Source organism: Streptomyces longisporus (genome assembly GCF_039532765.1).
GTDB classification, from domain to species: Bacteria; Actinomycetota; Actinomycetes; order Streptomycetales; family Streptomycetaceae; genus Streptomyces; species Streptomyces longisporus.
In genome coordinates this window covers 1-20,373 of the sequence record NZ_BAAASG010000025.1, presented here as the reverse complement: position 1 = coordinate 20,373, position 20,373 = coordinate 1, and the positions used below count along the sequence as shown (strand labels likewise).

Here is a 20,373-nt window from a genome sequence, read left to right as displayed (position 1 = left end):
TGGCTTGACGTCGATCATTTGCTGAAGAGCATGTGAAGGCCAATTGCGTTTACCGCGGACTGTTTTGATCAGGTCTCGGTACCTACAATCCGTCCACATCTTGAGCTCAGCCCAAGCGTCAAGGAGGACGAATGGCGGGGCTTTCTACCCCTCATCAGTTTGACCACCCCACGACCCTCGCAGCCGCAGTACTGACGGACGACAACCGGATCATCGTGACGGTCATCGGGGCCGTCGCGCTGGCCGCGCTCGTGGTCGCAGGCATCCTGGTACGCCAGGTGCTCGCGGCGGGCGAGGGCACCGACAGCATGAAGGAGATCGCAGGAGCGGTCCAGGAAGGTGCGAACGCCTATCTGGCCCGGCAGTTGCGCACGCTCGGCGTATTCGCCGTCGTCGTGTTCTTCCTGCTCATGCTGCTGCCCGCGGACGACTGGAATCAGCGCGCCGGACGATCGATCTTCTTTCTGATCGGCGCGGCGTTCTCGGCAGCCACCGGCTATATCGGTATGTGGCTCGCCGTGCGCAGCAATGTCCGTGTCGCAGCGGCGGCCCGGGAAGCGACCCCGGCGGAGGGTGAGCCGGAAAAGGATCTCACCGCCGTCTCGCACAAAGCCATGAAGATCGCTTTCCGTACGGGCGGCGTCGTCGGCATGTTCACGGTGGGGCTCGGTCTGCTGGGCGCCTCCTGCGTGGTGCTGGTGTACGCGGCCGACGCGCCGAAAGTGCTCGAAGGCTTCGGCCTCGGGGCCGCCCTGATCGCCATGTTCATGCGTGTCGGCGGCGGCATCTTCACCAAGGCCGCCGACGTCGGCGCCGACCTGGTCGGCAAGGTCGAGCAGGGCATTCCGGAGGACGACCCGCGCAATGCCGCGACCATCGCCGACAACGTGGGCGACAACGTCGGCGACTGTGCGGGCATGGCGGCCGACCTGTTCGAGTCGTACGCCGTGACCCTGGTCGCCGCGCTGATCCTCGGCAAGGCGGCCTTCGGCGACGCCGGACTCGCCTTCCCCCTGCTCGTGCCCGCGATCGGCGTGATCACGGCGATGATCGGCATCTTCGCCGTGGCCCCGCGCCGTGCGGACCGCAGCGGCATGTCCGCGATCAACCGCGGTTTCTTCATCTCCGCGGTGATCTCGCTCGCGCTGGTCGCGGCGGCCGTCTTCGTCTACCTCCCGTCCAGCTACGCGGACCTCGACGGCGTCACCGATGCCGCCATCAAGGCCAAGGACGGCGACCCGCGGATCCTCGCGGTGGTCGCGGTGGCGATCGGCATCCTGCTCGCCGCTGTCATCCAGCAGCTGACCGGCTACTTCACCGAGACCAACCGCCGGCCGGTCATGGACATCGGCAAGACCTCGCTGACCGGCCCGGCCACCGTCGTCCTCGCCGGTATCTCGGTCGGTCTGGAGTCGGCCGTCTACACCGCCCTGCTGATCGGCCTCGGCGTGTACGGGGCGTTCCTGCTCGGTGGTACGTCGATCATGCTCGCGCTGTTCGCGGTGGCGCTGGCCGGCACCGGCCTGCTCACCACGGTCGGCGTGATCGTGGCGATGGACACCTTCGGGCCCGTCTCCGACAACGCGCAGGGCATCGCCGAGATGTCCGGCGACGTCGAGGGCGCGGGCGCGCAGGTGCTCACCAACCTGGACGCCGTCGGCAACACCACCAAGGCCATCACCAAGGGCATCGCCATCGCCACCGCGGTCCTCGCGGCGTCGGCGCTCTTCGGGTCGTACCGTGACGCGATCACGACCGGCGCGCAGGACGTCGGCGAGAAGCTCTCCGGAGCGGGTGCCCCGATGAGCCTGATGATGGACATCTCGCAGCCCAACAACCTCGTCGGCCTGATCGCGGGCGCGGCGGTCGTCTTCCTCTTCTCGGGGCTGGCGATCAACGCGGTCTCGCGGTCGGCGGGTTCCGTGGTCTACGAGGTGCGCCGGCAGTTCCGTGAGAAGCCCGGGATCATGGACTTCACGGAGAAGCCGGAGTACGGCAAGGTCGTCGACATCTGCACCAAGGACGCCCTGCGGGAGCTGACGACGCCGGGTCTGCTGGCGGTCATGGCGCCCATCGCCATCGGGTTCACGCTCGGTGTCGGCGCGCTCGGCTCGTACCTGGCCGGCGCGATCGGCACGGGCACGCTGATGGCGGTGTTCCTCGCCAACTCCGGTGGCGCCTGGGACAACGCCAAGAAGCTCGTGGAGGACGGCCACCACGGCGGCAAGGGCAGCGAGGCCCATGCCGCCACGGTGATCGGCGACACGGTCGGCGACCCCTTCAAGGACACCGCGGGGCCCGCGATCAACCCGCTGCTGAAGGTGATGAACCTGGTGTCGCTGCTCATCGCGCCCGCGGTGATCAAGTTCAGTTACGGCGACGACAAGAACCTCGGGGTACGGATCGCCATCGCGATCCTCGCCCTGCTCGTCATCGTCGGGGCGGTCTACGTCTCCAAGCGGCGCGGGATCGCCGTGGGCGACGAGGGCGGCGCCGAGCGGGTGTCCAACTCGGCCGATCCTGCGGTGGTTTCGTAGGCGGCCGCACGAGGTCCGGCTCAAGTGGCGGGCGGGCGGCGCGTGTTGACGCGTCGCCCGCCCGCCTCGTGTTTTCACACCCTCACCGTGAGCCTTCTCTCGCCTCGTGTAATTAGTCACAAAAGGTGTCATAGTCGTCGTTCGGCATGCGGCTGTCACCCGCCTGGCGTGTATGTTCCGGGGCCGAGAGCCATGGAAGGGACCAATCCGGTGAACAAGAAGCTCGCGGCCGCACTGTCCGGCGGTGCGGTACTGGTACTGGCGCTGTCGGGATGCACCAGCAGCAGCAGCAAAGGCAACGACAAGCTGGATGCCTGGGCCAAGCAGGTCTGTGACGCGGTGCAGCCGCAGGCCAAGAAGATCGAGGCCGCCAATGCCGCGATCCAGAAGCAGACCTCGGACAACAGCACGCCGGACGACGTCCGCAAGACCGACGCCCAGGCCTTCCAGGACATGTCGGACGCCTACAAGGCGATCGGCGACGCGGTCCAGAAGGCCGGGGCCCCGGATGTCGACAACGGAGCCAAGAAGCAGACGGACGCGGTCAAGGAACTCAACGACATCGCCGCGTCGTACGCCGCTCTGAAGAAGCAGGTGGACGGGCTCGACGTCAAGGACCAGGCCAAGTTCGCCGACGGCCTCAAGGGCATCGCCACCTCGCTGGACAAGCTGAGCACGAGCGGCAACGACGCCCTGAAGACCCTCGAGGCGGGCGACGTCGGCAAGTCGATGGCCAAGCAGTCCAGCTGCAAGAGCGCTTCCGCCGCCCCCTCGCCGGCCGGGAGCTGAGAGCCGGAGCTGCAGCCGACCCCTCCGCCCCGCCACAATGGGGGCGTGAGTACCTCAGGCCTGCCCGCCCTGCCCGCTGCCCCTGCTCCCGGCCGCCATGACGTCGCCGCCCGGCTGCGGGACGCCCTGCTCGGGGCGTCCTTCACCGCCGACGGGCTCCTCGAACTGCTCGGCGCCCCCGCGTACGCGGCGCTGGCGCGCAGCGAGACCGTGCCCGCGCTCCGGGCGACCCGTGGGGACACGCCGCTGGAGGTGCTCGTACGGCTGTTCCTGCTGCAGCAGCCCGTGCCGCACGCGCGCGTGGCGGACGTCCTGCCGGTCGAGGAGTGCCTGGAGAGCGGCTGGCTGGTGCGCGTCGGCGGGGACGAAGTGGCCGCGACCGTGGATGTACGGCCGTACGGCGGGCCCGGCGGCGAGGACTGGTTCATCGTGTCGGACCTCGGGTGCGCGGTCGGTGGAGCGGGCGGGATCGGCAGCCGTGAGGAGGGCGTCGTCCTCGGCGTCGGCGGCGCGTCCACGACCCTTGCGGGCATCACCGTCCGTACGCCCGTCTCCGCCGCCCTGGACCTCGGCACCGGATCCGGCATCCAGGCGCTGCACGCCGCGCAGCACGCCACGCGCGTGACGGCGACCGATCTCAACCCGCGCGCGCTGCACATCACCGCGCTCACGCTGGCGCTCTCCGGCGCCCCGGCGGCCGAGCTGCGCGAGGGTTCGCTGTTCGAGCCGGTGCGCGAGGACGAGACGTACGACTTGATCGTGTCGAACCCTCCCTTCGTGATCTCCCCGGGCGCACGGCTGACGTACCGGGACGGCGGGATGGGCGGGGACGATCTGTGCCGCACACTCGTTCAGCAGGCGGGGGAGCGGCTGAACGAGGGCGGGTTCGCACAGTTCCTCGCCAACTGGCAGCACGTGGAGGGGGAGGACTGGCAGGACAGGATCAGGTCGTGGGTCCCGCGCGGCTGCGACGCGTGGATCGTGCAGCGCGAGGTCCAGGACGTCACACAGTACGTCGAGCTGTGGCTCAGGGACGCCGGTGACCACCGGGGCGACCCGGCCGAGTACCAGGCGCGCTACGACGCCTGGCTGGACGAGTTCGAGGCGCGCAAGGTGAAGGCCGTCGGGTTCGGCTGGATCACCCTGCGCAGGACGACGGCCGCCGTGCCCTCGATCACCGCCGAGGAGTGGCCACACCCGGTCGAGCAGCCGCTCGGCGACACGGTACGGGCGCACTTCGACCGCCTCGACTATCTGCGCGCACACGACGACGCGGCGCTGCTCGAAGAGCACTTCAAGCTCGTCTCCGAGGTCGTCCAGGAGCAGGTCGGGCTGCCCGGCGCCGAGGACCCGGAGCACGTCGTGCTGCGCCAGCACCGGGGCATGCGCCGGGCCACCAAGGTGGACACGGTCGGCGCGGGCTTCGCGGGCGTCTGCGACGGTTCGCTGAGCGCGGGCCGCATCCTGGACGCGATCGCCCAACTGGTCGGCGAGGATCCGGTGTTGCTGCGCGACCGTACGCCGGCGCAGATCAGACTGCTGGTGGAGCAGGGATTCCTCGAGCCGGCGTAGGGGCCGGGCGGCGAAGTGGGCCGTTTTCGGGACGCGGGCACGGATTTGCGGGTCTGCCGCGGCGGCTGTTCGCACGCCCCGGCAAATTGCGCGGCAAGAAGGTCATCGACAAAGCGAACGAGTTGCGCAGGGACAAGCTGTGCAGCAACTAATTCGAGTCGACCTGGGCGCCGGGGCCCGAGTGCATCGGGTACGGCTGCGTGGCGGGCCGGAACGGCTGGGGCCGCGGGTGCGGGCCGGACGGGGTCCCGGCCCCGGGTGGGTCCACGCGTGCGTCGGCTCCGCGTTCACCCCGGGTTCGCCTGTGCGCCGCCCACGCGTGTCAGTCTCGCCGGGCGGGGCACTCGCGAACGGGAGAAAAGGGGCACGGCAAGCCATGGAGAGCGGACCGGCGATCTTCGCGGGAGTGGTGTTCGCCCTGTTCGGAGGGGCGCTGCTGACATGGACCGTGACCCGGGTACGGCACCGCGAGCCGGTCGCCCACGGTGTGAACCCCGTCGCATCGGCGACCCTCGCGAGCCTTGTCTCGGTGATCATGCTGGGCCTCGGAACATGGTGCCTGACCCGGGGCTGAAAGGAGCCCCGGAGCTGCGGCTCGGTTAATTGAGAGATGATCCTCCGGACTGGCTCGAAAAGGCCGGTGGGTACTCCGGGCGGCAGGAATGGCGGTAGTCGGGTTACCGTTCGAGTGGCCGTTGCGGGCTTTTCCCGTTTGACACGGGGGCGGGATGTACCGTCACACTCCGCAGCGTCACCATGACCCGCCCTCGGGACCGAGAAACCCCCGGGGAGGCCCCAGCGTCGACCGGAGAGAAGAGCGAAGTTGTCCCCGACCAGCGAGACCGCACACGGCGGCCGCCGACTCGTCATCGTCGAGTCACCTGCCAAGGCGAAGACGATCAAGGGCTACCTCGGCCCCGGCTACATCGTCGAGGCGAGCGTCGGGCACATCCGCGACCTTCCCAACGGCGCCGCGGAGGTGCCGGAGAAGTACACCGGCGAGGTCCGCCGCCTCGGTGTGGACGTCGAACACGACTTCCAGCCCGTCTATGTGGTCAACGCTGACAAGAGGGCCCAGGTCAAGAAGCTCAAGGACCTGCTCGCCGACTCCGACGAGCTCTTCCTCGCCACCGATGAGGACCGCGAGGGCGAGGCCATCGCCTGGCACCTCCTGGAGGTGCTCAAGCCCAAGGTCCCGGTCAAGCGCATGGTGTTCCACGAGATCACCAAGGACGCGATCCGCGAGGCCGTCGCCAACCCGCGCGACCTCAACAAGCGCATGGTCGACGCCCAGGAGACCCGCCGCATCCTCGACCGTCTCTACGGCTACGAGGTCTCGCCGGTCCTGTGGAAGAAGGTCATGCCGCGTCTGTCGGCCGGGCGCGTCCAGTCCGTCGCGACACGCCTCGTGGTGGAGCGGGAACGCGAGCGCATCGCGTTTCGTTCTGCTGAGTACTGGGACCTGACGGGCACCTTCGCGACCGGCCGCGCGGGGGATCCGTCGGACCCGTCGTCGCTGGTCGCCCGCCTGCAGACCGTCGACGGCAGGCGGGTCGCGCAGGGCCGCGACTTCGACTCCCTGGGACAACTCAAGAGCCCGAACACCCTCCACCTCGACGAGGCGAACGCCCGCGCCCTCGCCGCCGCCCTGGAGAACACGCAGTTCTCGGTGCGCTCGGTCGAGTCCAAGCCGTACCGCCGCTCGCCGTACGCCCCGTTCCGTACGACGACGCTGCAGCAGGAGGCGAGCCGCAAGCTCGGCTTCGGCGCGAAGGCCACCATGCAGGTCGCGCAGAAGCTGTACGAGAACGGCTACATCACCTACATGCGTACGGACTCCACGACGCTGAGCGACACCGCCGTGGCCGCCGCCCGCGCCCAGGTCACGCAGCTGTACGGCGCCGACTACCTGCCGTCGGCCCCGCGGACGTACGCCGGCAAGGTCAAGAACGCGCAGGAGGCGCACGAGGCGATCCGGCCCTCGGGTGATCGTTTCCGCACGCCTGCCGAAACGGGCCTGACCGGCGACCAGTTCAAGCTCTACGAGCTGATCTGGAAGCGGACCGTCGCCTCCCAGATGAAGGACGCGACCGGCAACTCCGTCACGGTCAAGATCGGTGGCACGGCCGCCGACGGCCGGGACGTCGAGTTCAGCGCGTCCGGCAAGACGATCACCTTCCACGGCTTCCTGAAGGCCTACGTCGAGGGTGCCGACGACCCGAACGCCGAGCTGGACGACCGCGAGCGCCGGCTGCCGCAGGTCGCCGAGGGCGACCGGCTCAGCGCCGAGGAGATCACGGTCGACGGGCACGCCACCAAGCCCCCGGCCCGCTACACCGAGGCCAGCCTGGTCAAGGAGCTCGAAGAGCGCGAGATCGGCCGTCCGTCGACGTACGCGTCGATCATCGGCACGATCCTCGACCGCGGCTATGTGTTCAAGAAGGGCACGGCACTCGTCCCGTCCTTCCTGTCCTTCGCCGTGGTCAACCTCCTGGAGAAGCACTTCGGGCGGCTCGTCGACTACGACTTCACCGCCAAGATGGAGGACGACCTCGACCGCATCGCCCGCGGCGAGGCGCAGTCCGTGCCGTGGCTGAAGCGCTTCTACTTCGGCGAGGGCGTCACCAACGGCAGCGCCGCCGACGCCGGCAACGGCGACGGGGACCACCTCGGCGGCCTCAAGGAACTCGTGACCGACCTGGGTGCGATCGACGCGCGCGAGGTGTCGTCGTTCCCGGTGGGCAACGGCATCGTGCTGCGCGTCGGGCGCTACGGCCCGTACATCGAGCGCGGCGAGAAGGACGCCGAGGGCCACCAGCGGGCGGACGTGCCCGAGGACCTCGCGCCGGACGAGCTGAGCGTCGAGCTCGCGGAGGAACTGCTCGCCAAGCCGAGCGGCGACTTCGAACTCGGTGCGGACCCGCAGACGGGCCACCAGATCATCGCCCGGGACGGCCGCTACGGCCCGTACGTCACCGAGGTGCTCCCCGAGGGCACCCCGAAGACCGGCAAGAACGCCGTGAAGCCGCGTACGGCCTCGCTGTTCAAGTCGATGTCGCTGGACACGGTGACGCTCGAGGACGCGCTCAAGCTGATGTCGCTGCCGCGGGTCGTCGGTACCGACGCCGAGGGCCAGGAGATCACCGCGCAGAACGGGCGCTACGGGCCGTACCTGAAGAAGGGCACGGACTCGCGTTCGCTGCAGTCCGAGGAGCAGCTCTTCACGATCACACTCGAAGAGGCGCTGCAGATCTACGCGCAGCCCAAGCAGCGTGGCCGTGCGGCCGCCAAGCCGCCGCTGAAGGAGCTGGGCACCGACCCGGTCAGCGAGAAGCCGGTGGTCGTCAAGGACGGCCGCTTCGGGCCGTACGTCACCGACGGGGAGACCAACGCGACCCTGCGCTCCGGCGACAGCGTCGAGGAGATCACGCCCGAGCGCGGCTTCGAACTGCTCGCCGAGAAGCGCGCCAAGGGGCCCGCCAAGAAGACGGCGAAGAAGGCGCCCGCCAAGAAGGCCCCGGCCAAGAAGGCGACGGCGGCCAAGAAGACGGCTGCGAAGAAGACGACGGCTGCGAAGAAGACGGCTGCCAAGACGACCGCCGCCAAGAAGACCACCGCGAAGAAGGCGACGGCTTCGAAGACGGCGACGGACGACTGAGTCAGGCCGACTGGTCAGGACGACTGAGCCGAGGCGCCTTCGTCCACGGACGCTTCGCAAAACGAACGCCCCGATATCGCTTTGGTGTCGGGGCGTGCGCACGTCCGCACGCGCGCCCCGGGCTGTCAGTCGGTCCCGATAGGCTGAATGCATGACGCGAGCCGAGCAGCCAACGGCCCACCACCCGGCCCCCGACGACGCCCTTGTCGCGGACTCCCGCGAGCGTGCCGTCCGCGCCCTGCTGCGCCGACCGCAGCTGCGACAGCTGTGGAGCGCACAGCTCGTGGGCGGAGTCGGGGACATCCTCGCCCTCCTCGTGCTGGTGTTCCTCGCCCTTCAGGCGGCGATCGGCGAGGGCTCGTTCGGCGGTGGGTACCGGGGCGTGGCGTTCGCAGTGGCGACCGTTTTCGCAGTGCGGGTCCTGGCGACGCTGCTCTTCGGAGCCGTCCTGCTGGGGCCGCTGACCTCGCTCACCTCCCAGGAGGGCCCGCTCGACCGCCGCTGGACCATGGTCGGCGCCGACGGCGTCCGGGTCGCCGCGCTGATCGTCGCGCCCCTGTGGATCGACTGGACGCCGGACAACGCGCTCGCCGCGCTGCTGGTCACGGCCTTCGTCACCGGGGTCGCCGAGCGCTTTTGGACGGTGTGCCGCGAGAGCGCGGCGCCGGCCCTGCTGCCGGCCCCGCCCCCGGAGGGCGCGACGGTACGACCGCTGCCCGACCACATGGACGCTCTGCGCCGCCTGTCGCTGCGTACGAGTTTCGTGGCGATCCCGCTGGCGGCTGCCGCGCTCGTCGTCGCGGGGCTGCTCAACAACCTGCTCGGCACCGGGCTCGACTGGTTCGACCAGCACCAGGCGGCCCTCGCCTCGTACGTGGCGGCCGGACTGTTCGCCGCGTCGCTGTCCGTGGTGGCCTTCCTGGAGCTGCCCGACACGCGCACCCCGCGCGCGCGTTCGCCGCTCGAGGGGCTCCGCCGCCCCAAGACGGGCACGGGCGTGGACAAGGGACGCACGGGCGCCATCCCGCTGCTGGTGCTCTCGGCCGCCGCCGTCGCGGGAGCGGTTTCCGCGGCCGTCGCCGTCTGCGTGCTGCACGCCAAGGACCTGAGCGGCGGCCCGGTGACGTACGGGCTGCTGGTGCTCGCCCTGACGGGCGGTGTCGTCGTCGGCATCCGTACGGCGCCTTCCGTGCTGCCGACCCTGTCCCGGCGGCGACTGCTCGCGCTGGCGATCGCCTTCACCGGGGTCGCGCTGCTGGCCGCCGGGCTCGTCCCGGACGTCACCACGGTCATGCTGATCGTCGCGCTGGCCGGCATCGGCGCGGGCGTGGCCGCCAACACCGGGCACACGCTGCTCGACCAGGAGGCCGAGGACTATCGGCGGGCGCGTACGACGGAGCACCTGCACGCGGTGGTACGCGTGTGCGTGGCGCTCGCCGCCGTGATCGCGCCCGTGGTCGCGGCGGGGATCGGCCCGCACCGGCTGGAGAACGGCAAGTTCGTGTTCGCACACGGCGGCGCCGCGTTCACCCTGATGCTGGTGGGGGCGCTGCTGCTGCCGGTGGCCGCCCTGGTGCTGGCCAAGGTCGACGACCGCTCGGGCGTGCCGCTGCGGCACGACCTGCGGGACGCGCTGCTGGGCGGCGACGACCCGGTGACCGTACCGGCCTCGAACGGTTTCTTCATCGCCCTGGAGGGCGGCGACGGAGCCGGAAAGTCCACGCAGGCCGAGGCCCTCGCCGAATGGATCCGCGGCAAGGGCCACGAGGTCGTGCTGACCCGCGAGCCGGGGGCGACACCGGTGGGCAAGCGGCTGCGGTCGATCCTGCTGGACGTGTCGAGCGCGGGACTGTCCCACCGGGCGGAGGCACTGCTGTACGCGGCGGACCGCGCGGAACACGTGGACACCGTGGTCAGGCCCGCGCTGGAGCGGGGCGCGGTGGTCATCTCCGACCGCTACATCGACTCCTCGGTGGCCTACCAGGGGGCGGGCCGTGACCTGTCGCCGACCGAGATCGCCCGCATCAACCGCTGGGCGACGAACGGACTCGTACCGCATCTGACCGTGCTCCTCGACGTCTCGCCGGACATCGCGCGCGAGCGGTTCACGGAGGCGCCGGACCGGCTGGAGTCGGAGCCCGCCGAGTTCCACGCGCGCGTGCGGTCCGGTTTCCTCACGCTGGCCGCGGCCGACCCCGGGCGGTACCTGGTGGTGGACGCGGGCCAGGAGCCCGAGGCCGTCACCACCGTCGTACGGCACCGGCTCGACCAGCTGCTGCCGCTGTCCGAGGCCGAGGTCAAGGCTCAGGAAGAGGCGCGGAAGAAGGCCGAGGAGGAGGCCCGCCGCAAGGCCGAGGAGGAGGCCGCGCGCAAGGCCGAGGAGGAGCGGCTGGAGCGCGAGCGCCAGGAACAGCTCGAGCGGCTGCGCGCCGAGGAGGAGGAGCGCAAGCGGCGCGAGCTGGAGGAGGCGCAGCGCCGCGAGGCCGAGCGGCAGGCGGAGGAGGCCCGGCAGCGCGCCGAGGAAGCGCGCCGCCGTGCCGAGGAGGAGCAGGCCCGCCTCCTCGCGGAGGAGAAGGCCCGCGCCGAGGAGGAGGCCCGCCGCAAGGCCGAGGAGGAGCGGCGGCGCAAGCAGGCGGAGGAAGAGGCCCGGCTGCACGCCGAGGCCGAGGCACGCCGGTTGGAGAAGCAGCGCAAGGCCGAGGAGGCCCTGCTGCGGGCGGAGGAGGCCAGGCGGCTCGCCGAGCAGGCCGCGGCCGCCGCGCAGGCGGGTCCCCGGCGGCCTGCTGTGCCCGCGGTGCCGCCGGAGGCGTCGACGGTGCCGACACCGGTGGTGACGCCGACGAACGCATCCGGCGGGCCGGTGGAGGAGACCGCGGTGCTGCGGCCGGTGCGGGAGGAGAAGCCGGACGCTGCGCGGACCGGCGAGTCCGAGTCCGAGGTGACGGCACAGCTGCCGCAGCCGCCGGCTCCCACGGGAGCGACGGACGAGACTGCTGTGCTGCCGCCGGTCGTGCCCGGAGCGGCCGACGAGACGGCTGTGCTGCCGCCGGTCGTGCCGGGAGCGGCGGACGAGACGGCCGTGCTGCCTCCCGTGCGGGGCGAGGACCCCGCGCATCGGGTGCCGCCGGGGCTCTTCCGGGACGAGCGCACGGGCGCGCGGCCGGACGGCGCCGAGGACCGTACGCGGGAGATGCCCCAGATCGACCCGGAGGGCGAGCCGCGGCGCCGGGCGCGCTCCGACTGGGCCGAGGAGACACCCCTGGACGACCTGCCGACGCTGGCGGACGAACTGCTCGGCCCGCGCGATGACGAGCACGACGACGATGGTGCGGGCCGCGGGCGGCGAGGCCGGGGGCGTCGGGGCTGAGGCCGGCGGGCCCGTGGCCGGAGAGGCTGCGGGTGCTTGGGATCGGCCTCGCTCGGCGTCGGCCTCGGGGGCGGGGCGGTCGGGGCCGGCCGGTGGTTGGCAGTGCGGGATTGCAGGGCTGCGAGGGTGCCGGTCTGGTCCGGGGCGTTGAGGCCTGGGCGGTGCCGTGCCGGGTTGCGGGCGTTCGAAGCCCTGCGCTGGGGCTCGGACGGGGAGCCGGCTCGTCCGGACTTGCCACCCAGGTGGAATCAGGCGCTCGGCCGTCGTTGTCAGTGGCGGGTCGCACAATGGATCCCGCAATGTGAAACGTGACGAAAGGGCGGGGTGAGCGCATGACCGTCTGGGACGACCTCGTCGGCCAGGAGAAGGTGGCCGAGCAGCTCGGCGCCGCTGCCCGGGACGCCGACGCGCTGGTCACCGCGGCCGCCTCCGACGCATCGCCTCCCGAGGCGTCGAAGATGACGCACGCCTGGCTGTTCACGGGGCCGCCGGGCGCCGGGCGGACGCAGGTGGCGCGGGCGTTCGCCGCCGCCCTGCAGTGCATCAGCCCCGACCGCGCGCTCGGCGGAGCCCCGGGCTGCGGCTTCTGCGACGGATGCCACACGGCCCTGATCGGCACGCACGCGGACGTCACCACCGTTGCCGCCGTCGGCACGCAGATCCTCGCCGACGACATGCGCGACACCGTCCGCAAGTCGTTCACCTCGCCTGCCAACGGCCGCTGGCAGGTCATCCTCGTCGAGGATGCCGAGCGGCTGAACGAGAAGTCCGCCAACGCCGTCCTGAAAGCCGTGGAGGAGCCCGCCCCGCGTACGGTCTGGCTGCTGTGCGCCCCCTCCATCGAGGACGTCCTGCCCACGATCCGTTCCCGCTGCCGGCATCTGAACCTGCTCACGCCCTCGGTGGACGCCGTCGCCGACATGCTCGTACGGCGGGAAGGCATCGAACCGCCCGTGGCCGCCGCGGTGGCCCGCGCCACGCAGGGGCACGTCGACCGGGCCCGCCGCCTGGCCACCGACCCGGCCGCCCGCGAGCGCCGCGCCGCCGTCCTGAAGCTCCCGCTGCGCGTCGAGGACGTCGGCGGCTGCCTCAAGGCCGCCCAGGAACTCGTCGACGCGGCCGCCGAGGACGCCAAACAGCTCGCCGAGGAGCGGGACGGCAAGGAGACCGAGGAGCTGAAGGCAGCGCTGGGCGCGGGCCAGGGCGGCCGGATGCCGCGCGGCACGGCGGGCGTGATGAAGGACCTGGAGGACAAGCAGAAGCGGCGCAGAACGCGTACGCAGCGCGACAGCCTCGACCTCGCCCTGACCGACCTCACCGGCTTCTACCGTGACGTCCTGGCACTCCAGCTCGGCACCCGCGTCGCCCTCGCCAACGCGGACGCCGAGGACACCCTGGAGCGCCTCGCCCGCGCCGGCTCCCCCGAGTCCACCCTGCGCCGCATCGAGGCGATCGCCGCCTGCCGCGAGGCGCTCGACCGCAATGTGGCTCCGCTGCTGGCGGTGGAGGCGATGACGATGGCACTCAGAGCGGGCTGACGGCGCGCGAAGGCCGGGTATCAACGGGAAGTTGACGACGTAATTCGTACGAGCCACGGCGCGCACGGAGAGCATCTGAATGGCTGCACAGAGTTACCCTCTCCTGATGTACATCAGGCGCAGCTTTAGTCCCTGCCGTCCCAGAACCGCAGCCACCCTCCTCGCCGCGGCCGCCTTGCTCGTCTCCGCCTGTTCCACCGGAGGCACCGCGAGCACCGGCGGCAATGCGGCGGATGCGGTGCTGGCCGCGCTGCCGCGGTCGACACCGTCAGCCCTCTCGCCGTACTACGGGCAGAAGCTGAGCTGGCGCACCTGCGGTACCGCGGGCTTCGAGTGCGCCACGATGAAGGCACCGCTCGACTACGCCAGGCCGGACGCCGGGGACGTACAGCTCGCCGTCGCCCGCAAGAAGGCCACCGGCAAGGGCAAGCCGCTCGGTTCCCTTCTGGTGAACCCGGGCGGGCCGGGCGGCTCGGCGATCGGGTACCTGCAGCAGTACGCCGGTGTCGGCTACCCGGCCCAGGTCCGCGCCCGCTACGACATGGTCGCCGTCGATCCGCGCGGCGTCGCCCGCAGCGAGCCCGTCGAATGCCTCGACGGCCGGCAGATGGACGCGTACACACAGACGGACACCACCCCCGACTCCGTCCATGAGACGAACGAACTCGTCCGCGCGTACCGGAAGTTCGCGGAGAGCTGCGGGCAGCACTCGGCCCAACTGCTGCGGCACGTCTCCACCGTCGAGGCGGCCCGCGACATGGACATCCTGCGGGCGGCGCTGGGGGACTCCCGGCTGACCTATGTGGGGGCCTCGTACGGGACCTTCCTCGGGGCGACGTACGCCGGGCTCTTCCCGGAACGGGTGGGCCGGATGGTGCTGGACGGTGCGATGGACCCCTCGCTGAGCAGCCGTGAACTGAATCTGGACCAGACCGCGGGATTCGAGACGGCGTTCCAGTCCTTCGCGAAGGACTGCGTGCAGCAGCCCGACTGCCCGCTCGGCGGCAAGGGCACGACACCCGCCCAGGTCGGCGACAACCTCAGCGCCTTCTTCAAGGAACTGGACGCGCGCCCCATCCCCACCGGTGACGCCGACGGCCGCAAGCTCGGCGAGGCCCTCGCCACCACCGGCGTGATCGCGGCTATGTACGACCAGGGCACGTGGGCGCAGCTGCGCGAGGCGCTGACCTCGGCAATCAAGGAGAAGGACGGCGCGGGCCTGCTCGTCCTCTCCGACAGCTACTACGAGCGCAACGCCGACGGCCACTACACGAACCTGATGTCCGCCAACGCCGCCGTGAACTGCCTGGACCTCCCGGGCGCCTTCGCCGGCCCCGAACAGGTGGAGAAGGCCCTCCCGTCCTTCGAGAAGGCCTCCCCGGTCTTCGGCAGGGGCCTCGCCTGGGCCTCTCTGAACTGCGCGTACTGGCCGGTGCAGCCGACGGGTGCCCCGCACCGCATCAAGGCGAAGGGCGCCGCCCCGATCGTCGTGGTCGGCACCACCCGCGACCCGGCGACCCCCTACCGCTGGGCCCAGTCCCTGTCCCGCCAGCTCACCTCGGCCCGCCTCCTCACCTACGAGGGCGACGGCCACACCGCCTTCGGCCGCGGCAGCACCTGCATCGACTCCGCGATCGATGCCTACCTGCTCCGCGGAACCCCTCCGGCCAGCGGAAAGCGCTGCTCATAGCCCTGCGACCAGCCCCGCGGAGCCACCACCCGGGGCTGGTACGGAGCACCCCTCGAAACTGTGTAGACTTACCGACGTTGCTGATCGCACCGTAGTGCGGACGGCGCGCCGCCTTAGCTCAGATGGCCAGAGCAACGCACTCGTAATGCGTAGGTCTCGGGTTCGAATCCCGAAGGCGGCTCTCTTCGAACCCCAGGTCAGGGCTCTGACCTGGGGTTTCTTGTTGTTCGTGCTGTCTGGTCCGGGCGTGAGCGAGGTTGTTGACCTGTGCAGCGCAAATGCGTAGGTCAAGGGTTTGATGACGAGGGCAACACGTGGGATGGGTGCTGTGAGCGTTTCTGACCTGCAGTTTGGTGGGTCTGTCGAAACTCTCTCGGTTTCGGCTGGCGCTGGGGTGCGTGAGGGGAGCGCATCGGTGCACGAGCAGTGCGGTGGGCGCAGTCGAGGGCGGGCAGCCGAGAGGGTGTATCGGTTGGTGGGTGCCACGGCGATCAAGCTCTGATTGTCCATGGACGACAAAATCCAACGACGAAGCTGCACTCGGAGGTGCTGCACTCGGAGGTGCTGCGCGTGTTTCCGATGGGGCCTCTGAGGGTGTCTGACGGCAGTAGTTGACGGCAACGTCAGCGGACGGGTGCTGCACAAGTCGGCGGATCGTCGCCGTCGTCGGACTCGGCGGCGGTCCCGGCGAGGGGTGTGGGTTCGCGTGTCATCCACCCCATGTGTGCCTCCCCGAACCGTAGTGATCAAGTAACAGGAACTTCAGGACAGGCCACGGGGAGCGACTTCCGGCTCCCGACGAAGGCAGCCCGGTCAGGGCACCCTTCAGATCCGGCCACAGTGGTGGCTAAACACTTTCTTGGTGGGGCTGAAAAATGCCACACCGGCAAGACCGACCCGACGCTGTCCGTCGAGACCAATGACGCCGACCAGTGCGACGAGAACACCGAGACGACCCCACCGCGCCATCGGCTCCGACCCACGGCGACGTTGCCACAGCCATGGCGCCCCGACGGGCGCAGGTGCGGGAATCAGAGGGTCCAGGCGGACGACCCAGCGGGTGGGGGCGGTGTCGGCTGCCACATCGACCGGTCGGCCTCAGGATCCCAGTACGGCACCCCGTCTCCGTAGTAGAGGAGATCCGCCCAGAATTCGGGCATCTCATGGAAGATCAGGTCGTCCTCGGAGTCGAAGGTCTTCCCGTCCCAGTGCTGGTTGACACGGGCGACTGCCTCGGCCAGCGGGATGCCGAACCTGTTCACCATGTCGTCGGCGATCTCGTCGAAGTACTCCTCGGCCTCTGGCACCGCCCGCATGAGATATCTGGACGCCGTCATGTCAGAGGACCCCCTGTAGTCCGCGGTTGAAGATGGCTGCCGCCTCCGGAGTGTAGATGGCGATCTGGTGACCGGTGAGCCTGGCCGGCTTGCCTTGCTGAAGGAAGCCCTTGAGATTCCGCAGCATCGGGCCCTCCACGCTGTCGTAATTGTGCATCGGGCCGCCCGTGCGGCTGTTGCGGAGAAAGTCGTCGAGTTCCTTGCTCGGCCCGTCGAACTTCTTGTTGTTCAGCTTGTCCAGGTCGTCCTGCGAGACACGGAAGTGCAGGACCGCCGGCTCGGCGCCAGGCGTGCGTCCGGCGATGTTGTGGGCCCATTCCTCTGCTTGGGTGCGGTTCTCCGTCGTGTAGAAGCCGCCCTTGCCGAAGTCCATGTTCCGTTTGCTGAAGTTCGGGTCGACGCCGTTCTTCATGATCGCTTCCGCGCCGGCCTTGGTGGTCCCGTGGTACAGGTCGCGGTAGGGGGACAGACCGAGCGGGTCGGTCAGGGAGGAGGGGTTGTCCACGTATGCGACCGGGTTGGGCGCAGGACTCAGGCCCAGCGGGTCCGGGCTCAGGTAGCGGCCGGTCCCGGGGTCGTAGTAGCGGTGGAAGTTGTAGTGAAGCCCTGTTTCCGAGTCGAAGTACTGGCCGGGGAACCGCAGTGGTGTGTAGGCGGTGGAGTCGCGAGGCCAGGCCGTGGCGCCCCAGAGCGCCGTGCGGGCCCGCCAGGCGATCTCACCGGATTCGTCGATGAGTTCTGTGGGGGTACCGACGAGATCGGTGACAATGGCGAAGAAGCGCCGGTCGATTTCTTCTTGTGGAGTGTCGGCGAGGGAGGCGGCGCGATTCGACCCTGGGTTCGCTTTGTATTCGGTCTGGGCAATGGGGGTCAGGCCGTCATAGTCCCAGGCGATAGAGACAGCCGGCGTGTCGGGACGGGTGGCCGTCTGCTCGGCGAGAGTGGCGCCGTCCCAGGTGAAGGTGATCTCCTCCGTCACCTGCCCGTTGGCGGCGAGTCGGCGTTTGGCGATGCGGCGGCCGAGTGGGTCATAGGCGTAGCGCCAGGTTCCTCCGTCTGGTGTGGTCGTCTCGATGAGACGGTCCTCGGCGTCCCAGGAGAATCGCCACGTTTCCGGGCCTCGGGAGAGCCGCTTGCGCTGTCGGAGAGTCATCCGGCCGAGCGCGTCGTGTTCGTACCGGAGGTTGCCCGCGGCGGTGATCCGGGTACCGGTGTACTGACGTTCTCCCCGGCCGTCGGACATGGGTAGAGGGTCGGGCCACTGGCCCTCCGACTGGTTTCCTGCGGCGTCGTAGGCGTATCGCTCGCTCCAGTCGCGGCCGGTCACGGCTGTGACGCGCCCTATCGCGTCGAGCGAGCGGTGGCGGCGCCCCTGCACCGGGTCGTCGATCCCGATGAGGTGGCCGTCGGGGCGGTAGGAGAATTGGCGGTGCTGCAGCACTCGGGCGCCCGGCCCGGTCAGTCGCTGGGCGGCGAGTCGACCGGTGCCATCCCAGGTCTGCGTGATCTCGCAGTCGTCGCCGAAGGAGCGCGTGATCTCATGGCCGGCCGCGTCACGGGTGAAGCGGAAGACACGGCCGGCAGTGGTCATGCGCGCGGTGTTTCCGGCCGCGTCGAACTCCCAGTTGGTCGTCGCGCCCGACGGGGTTGTGCGGCCTGTCCTGCGGCCCAGGATGTCGTGGGTGAAGCGCAGGATGCGGCCGTTGTGGCTCTCCGAGACCAGCCGTCCCGTTTCGTCGCGGGTGTACTCCAGAACCGCTTCGGCATTCGCGGCGCGGGCCAGCCTGCATGCCGGGTCGTAGGCGTAGGTGGTGATCTGGCCGTCTGCGTTCTTCTCGACGATGTTGCCGAGTACGTCGTAGGTGAGGCGGACAACCTGTCCCAGCGCGTTCGTACGGGTGACGAGCTGTCCGGCGGCGTCGTGAGTGTAGGCGATGGTGCGGCCGTCGAAGTCGCTTTCGCGGGTGAGGCGGCCGATGGGGTCGTACTCGTAGTCCCAGGTGAGGCCTGTCGGGTCGGTCACGCGGGTGAGGCGGAGTGCCGCGTCGTGGGTGAACTCGTGGCGGACGCCGTCGGGCGTGGTGCGGGCGCGCAGCACGTCGAAGTGACCGTACTCGAATGTGGTGACGCCGCCCATGGCGTCCGTGTAGGTGACGCAGTTGCCCTCGCCGTCGTAAGCCCAGGACTCCTGTGCGCCGTCGGGGCCGATGCGGGTGGTCGTCCTGCCCTCGGCGTCCCGGACGAATCGCGTGGCGTTGCCGAGCGGGTCGATGACACCGGTGACACGGCCGAAGGCGTCGCGTTCGTAGCGGGTGACGTTGCCCAGGGCATCGGTCAGGGAGACCGGAAGCCCCGCCTCGTCACAGTGGATCCGGGAGGTCTGGCCGAGGGCGTTGGTCACGGATACGGGACGGCCCCGGTCGTCGTGGGCGTACCGGGTGACCACCCCACCAGGTGCGGTCAGGACGGTGGCATTGCCGCGTGTGTCGTACTCCTGGTGCCAGACGCTGCCGTCCGGATCGGTCAGCGTGGCAGGAAGGCCCAACTCGTTGTACGTGCAGGTCGCACGCCGTCCGTCGGGGCGGGTGACAACGGTGATGCGACCGTGGTCGTCGTACTCGAACGACGTGGTACGGCCCAGGGGGTCGACGACGGCCGTGAGCCTGTCGAACTCGTCATGTGGAGTCCGGGTCGTGTTGCCGAGCGGGTCGGTCTCGGCCACCACCTGAAGGCGATCGTTGATCAGGTAGCGAGTGGTGTGCCCGGCGGCGGTGGTGGCCGTCGTGACCCGGTAGCCGGTATCGGGATCGATCTCGTCGTAGGTGAAGCGCAGGGCGATATGGCCGGCCTCGCCGCCCTCCGCGACGCACCGGTCCCGGTCGTCGTAGTGGTACTCGTAACGGCGGTTGTTGCTGTCGGTCCACGACGTGACTCGGTCACGTTCGTCGTAGGTCAGGTGCAGTGATCCGCCGGAGGCGCTGGTGACCGCGGTGAGATCGCCATCGGTGTAGGCATAGCGCCTGACAGCCGTCCCGGCCAGGTGAAGCGCGGTGATCCGGCCGTCCTGAGCGGTGAGCGTGAGGTGATGGCCCGCGTAGTGGCGGATGGAGGTCGGGGCGCCGGTGTGGGCATCGTAGTCGAAGGTGATCCAGTTGCCGTTGCGGTCGGTGATCTCGTCCAGCAGCGCCAGATCCGGATCGTGGGCGGCCGCGGTGAAGTGGCGGGTGTGACCGGAGTCGGGGTCGTGGACGGCCCAGTCGCCCTTGGCCGTACGGGTCAGCGACCAGCGCGGGCCGCTGGCGGGTAGGACCTCAGCACCGCCGGGCTCGGGGTGCGGGTACGACAGCAGCAGGCCACTCTCGGTGACGAAGACCACGCCGCGCTCGTCCACCTCCAGGCGCTGGTCGGCAGTCGAGGACCAGGAGGGCCCGAACCAGCGGCCCACGCGGTACCCGGACTCGACGCGGCGGTGGAAGGCAAGGGGCAGTGTCCCGGGGAGGAGGATATCCGTCTGTGGTAGGAACATCCGGCCGCTGGCCATGTCGACGGGGTCGCTGCCACCGGAGTTCACCGAGTTCGGCGGGCGGGTGTTGTTGTTCGGATGCAGGTCGTCCAACTGGTCACGAGCCCGCTCGGGCTGACCACCGTTCGAGGAGGAAGACGCCCCGCCCCGCCCGCCGCCCGACGCGTGGAGGTCACGGGGCAGGTCCTCCTTGCCGCCGCCCTTGAGGATCTTCTCCAGTTCGGCGGCGTGTTTCGCGTCGTTCTCGACGTGGTTCTCGGCGACCTTCTTCAGCCGGGTGCCGGTGTCGTGGTAGAGGTCCTTGACCGCCTTGCCGGCGTCCTCGCCGATGGTCTTTCCCAGCTTCTCGGCACCGTGTTCCA

The 20,373-nt window shown here is 70.1% G+C and carries 10 protein-coding genes and 1 tRNA gene; 9 read left to right on the top strand and 2 right to left on the bottom strand.

All coding sequences use genetic code 11. The features are described from left to right. Nucleotides 1-131: 131 nt before the first annotated feature. From ABD355_RS39260 to ABD355_RS39220, 9 genes are all read left to right on the top strand, one after another. Nucleotides 132-2,537 (top strand): sodium-translocating pyrophosphatase, encoded by a 2,406-nt coding sequence (locus ABD355_RS39260; RefSeq protein WP_344405920.1) that lies wholly within the window; start codon nt 132-134, stop codon nt 2,535-2,537. 192 nt (nt 2,538-2,729) lie between these two features. Beyond that, a complete protein-coding gene (locus ABD355_RS39255; protein WP_344405919.1) occupies nt 2,730-3,326 on the top strand; it encodes a small secreted protein in 597 nt (198 codons plus the stop codon). Between the two features lie 45 nt (nt 3,327-3,371). Next, nucleotides 3,372-4,898 (top strand): DUF7059 domain-containing protein, encoded by a 1,527-nt coding sequence (locus tag ABD355_RS39250; RefSeq protein WP_344405918.1) that lies wholly within the window; start codon nt 3,372-3,374, stop codon nt 4,896-4,898. A 376-nt stretch (nt 4,899-5,274) separates the two neighbouring features. Further along, entirely contained in the window at nt 5,275-5,472 is a 198-nt protein-coding gene (locus ABD355_RS39245; RefSeq protein ID WP_344405917.1) for a hypothetical protein, read from the top strand. Between the two features lie 249 nt (nt 5,473-5,721). Then, the gene (gene topA, locus ABD355_RS39240) at nt 5,722-8,556 is read left to right on the top strand and encodes a type I DNA topoisomerase (RefSeq protein ID WP_344405916.1); all 2,835 of its coding nucleotides are present in this window, start codon (nt 5,722-5,724) and stop codon (nt 8,554-8,556) included. A gap of 151 nt (nt 8,557-8,707) precedes the next feature. Further along, nucleotides 8,708-11,923: a dTMP kinase gene (gene tmk, locus ABD355_RS39235; RefSeq protein ID WP_344405915.1), complete on the top strand. Its 3,216-nt coding sequence runs from the start codon at nt 8,708-8,710 to the stop codon at nt 11,921-11,923. A gap of 332 nt (nt 11,924-12,255) precedes the next feature. Then, nucleotides 12,256-13,461 (top strand): DNA polymerase III subunit delta', encoded by a 1,206-nt coding sequence (locus ABD355_RS39230; RefSeq protein WP_344405914.1) that lies wholly within the window; start codon nt 12,256-12,258, stop codon nt 13,459-13,461. A 106-nt stretch (nt 13,462-13,567) separates the two neighbouring features. Further along, the gene (locus ABD355_RS39225) at nt 13,568-15,151 is read left to right on the top strand and encodes an alpha/beta hydrolase (RefSeq protein WP_344405913.1); all 1,584 of its coding nucleotides are present in this window, start codon (nt 13,568-13,570) and stop codon (nt 15,149-15,151) included. 107 nt (nt 15,152-15,258) lie between these two features. Then, nucleotides 15,259-15,332, top strand: a tRNA-Thr gene (locus ABD355_RS39220). A gap of 850 nt (nt 15,333-16,182) precedes the next feature. Here the strand turns inward: ABD355_RS39220 and ABD355_RS39215 are convergent. Beyond that, nucleotides 16,183-16,488 carry a hypothetical protein gene (locus tag ABD355_RS39215; RefSeq protein ID WP_344405912.1) on the bottom strand — a complete coding sequence of 102 codons (306 nt, stop codon included), beginning with the start codon at nt 16,486-16,488 and terminating at the stop codon, nt 16,183-16,185. 1 nt (nt 16,489) lies between these two features. Continuing rightward, nucleotides 16,490-20,373: RHS repeat-associated core domain-containing protein (locus tag ABD355_RS39210; protein WP_344405910.1), on the bottom strand; the 3,884-nt coding region annotated here is incomplete at its 5' end.